Raw genomic sequence first — 2,800 nt, 5'->3', positions numbered from 1 at the left:
GAACGGCTCGCCGTTGGGGTTCATCGGCTGACCGTCGGCACGGCTCACGGTGACGGCGAAGGCAGGCGCAGCTGCAACGGTTGCGAATGCCATAGCAACAACAAACGAAACAATTTTACGAGTGCTCATAGGAACTGCCTCACTTGACGAATGGCGGCTTGCCGCCGGTTATGTGACGTCGAAGCCGGTACGATCCGGCCGCTCCGTCACGGGAACCAGGACGCGTCGATGGCGCGTCCGTGGATCAGAACTTGTAGGAAATCCCGACGAACGTGATCAACGGATCCGCCTTCAGCTTGGTACGCGTGGTCGCGAGCGTCGTGCCGTCGGCCGCCTTGACGACCAGCGACGAGAACGTCTTCAACGGCATGTAGGTCAGCGTGGCCGTGAGCGCCCACTTGTTCGTGAGCGCATAGCTCGCGCCGATGTTGTAGACCGGCGTCCACGACGACGACGCCTTGCCCTCCACCGACGTCGGGCCGGGCTTGCCGGCGCCCGCCGCGAGCACGCTGCCGAGGTTCTCGTTGATGTCCTTGGCGAAATTGCCGTTGAGCTCGATGTTGGTGAACCAGCTGTACGCGACGCCGATGCCGACGAACGGCCGGAACTTCGCGGTCGGCGCGTTGAAGTAGTACTGCAGGATCACCGTCGGACTCCATTGCCGCGCGTTCTTCACGGCCGGCTGATTCGACGGCTTGTCCATATCGACGTTGCCGAGCGCGCCCGCCGGGCCGAACGGCTTGATGGTCCCGTGCCCGGTCAGCGTGAATTCCGGCGGAATGCCCATCACCGACGTCACCGCGATGTGATCGGTGAAGAAGTGCGTGAGCGTCAGGCCGACGGTATCCGCATTGTTGACGGTCAGGCTCGTGCCCGGCGACGTGAACGAGCCGGGCAGCCGCAGCGGGCTGTTGATCGGCATGTTCGCGACGTTGGTCGTGAGGCCGTTGGTCGAATCCTGCGGCATGATGTGCAGCCAGCCGAGCGTCGCGACGTTGTCGCCCGCCTGCTGGGCCAGCGCGCCTGTCGACGCGCACGCGACGACACACGCAGCAATCAGCTTTTTCATGAGATCTCCTCGCATTCTGCTTTGGCGATGCCGGCGCGCCGCGCCGGACATCGTCCGTCTCCTGTTTTATCCGGACGTCTATTGCACGAACGCGCCCACGGTGAAGTACGGGTTGCTGGTGTCGCTCATGTCGAGGAAGCCGAACGCGCCGCCGGTGAAGATGAGCTTGCCGGTGGGCGGACCCGATGCCGCGCTCGTCTGCACCGTCGTGACCACGCCCGGCACGGTCTGCGCGAAATTCAGGTTGAGCGCGCGGGTGAGCGACGCCTGCGATGCGTTGAACGGATCGAGCAGCGTCGCCTGCGCACCCACCAGCGCGGTCGCGCGGTAGTTGAACTGGCTGTCGACGCCCGTGTACTCGCCGTCCTGCGAGCCCTGCGCGATCGTCGCCTGCGGACTCAGGAACGAGATGCCCGACTCGTCGTCGGCCACCGGCGCGCCTTGCGTGAGATCGGAATTCGCCGCGCCGGTCCGGATGAAGATCGGCACCAGCTGGTTGCGCAGCTTGCCGACGATCAGGATCCCCTTGCCCGCCTTGGTCGGATCGAGCGACGAGAGCGTCGCCGGAATCTGCGGCTGGTAGTTGAGCGACGTGAACGCGGACGAATCCGAGCGCAGCTGGAACGGCTGATTGACGATCGCGGTCGACGCGAACGGCTGGCCGCCGTTCTTCTTGCCGAAGTTGTCCGTCTCGGTATAGCTGCCGTCGCCGCGAATGACGAACTGCGCGTCCACCGCGACCTGCGCGAAGTTCTGCGACGGCACCTGGTGATAGCCGAGCTGGTTGTAGGTGCCCGCGATCTTCGTGAGATCCGTCTCCTGCGCCGAGAAGCTGATGAACGGGTAGTACGGGAACGTCGTCTTCGGAATCTGGCCCACGCCGATCACGCCGGCGAACTGGATCGTCGCGCCCGGGATCGTGCCGCCCAGCACGCCCTCGCCGAGGAAGAAGCGCGCGGGACGATTGGGATCGAGACTCGCGTTGACGAGCCGAAACGTGCACTGGNACGGGTAGTACGGGAACGTCGTCTTCGGAATCTGGCCCACGCCGATCACGCCGGCGAACTGGATCGTCGCGCCCGGGATCGTGCCGCCCAGCACGCCCTCGCCGAGGAAGAAGCGCGCGGGACGATTGGGATCGAGACTCGCGTTGACGAGCCGAAACGTGCACTGGTTCAGCTTCACCGTCGGCAGCCCGGTTTCGGGCATGAGCGTGCCGCTCACCACGTTGTTCGGCGGCGCGTCGCGGGTTGGCGCCACGGTACCGGTCGTCAGCGGGATCGGCGACGCTAGGTAGGTGATCTGATAAGTTAGCTTCGTCGTGTCGAGCTGGACCTTCACCAGCTCGCCGGACCCCGATCCGCCCGTGAACACGGTGTTGTAGTCGATCGTCTGCGGGCACAGCCGGACCACGGGCGCCGGGGGCGGGTCGGCATCGCCTCCGCATGCGGTCAAGACGGGAGCCAGCGCCGCGACGGCCATCCATTTTTGCCAATACATAGGAATCCTCGATATCGTGAAGTCTGCGACGGCGCGCTGCGCGCCGTCGCCTGCTCGTGCGTTACTGGACGAATGCCCCGACCGTGAAGAACGGATTCACGTTGCTGTTGTTGAGCACCATCCCGTAGACATTGCCCACCTTGACGAGATAGCCGGTATCGCCCTTCTGGAAGATCGCGGTCGTCCCCGAGCTGCCCTGTGCCGAGAAATTGCTGTTGGCGGTCACCTTGA

The 2,800-nt window shown here is 64.7% G+C and carries 1 protein-coding gene and 3 pseudogenes; all 4 read right to left on the bottom strand.

Annotated elements, in window-relative coordinates; genetic code table 11:
- Positions 1-244: 244 nt before the first annotated feature.
- Positions 245-1,069: an OmpW/AlkL family protein gene (locus RZR99_RS32560; protein ID WP_059572239.1), complete on the bottom strand. Its 825-nt coding sequence runs from the start codon at positions 1,067-1,069 to the stop codon at positions 245-247.
- A 78-nt stretch (positions 1,070-1,147) separates the two neighbouring features.
- Positions 1,148-2,074: pseudogene (locus tag RZR99_RS32555) on the bottom strand (DUF2957 domain-containing protein); the annotation flags it as partial.
- 3 nt (positions 2,075-2,077) lie between these two features.
- Positions 2,078-2,569, bottom strand: a pseudogene (locus RZR99_RS32550) (DUF2957 domain-containing protein); the annotation flags it as partial.
- Between the two features lie 61 nt (positions 2,570-2,630).
- Positions 2,631-2,800 (bottom strand): annotated as a pseudogene (locus RZR99_RS33635) (DUF2957 domain-containing protein); the annotation flags it as partial.

The sequence above is a fragment of the Burkholderia alba genome, from assembly GCF_034721475.1.
In the GTDB taxonomy this organism is placed as follows: Bacteria; Pseudomonadota; Gammaproteobacteria; order Burkholderiales; family Burkholderiaceae; genus Burkholderia; species Burkholderia alba.
Note: the sequence above shows the minus strand (reverse complement) of the source record. Positions and strands in the feature narration are given on the sequence as shown.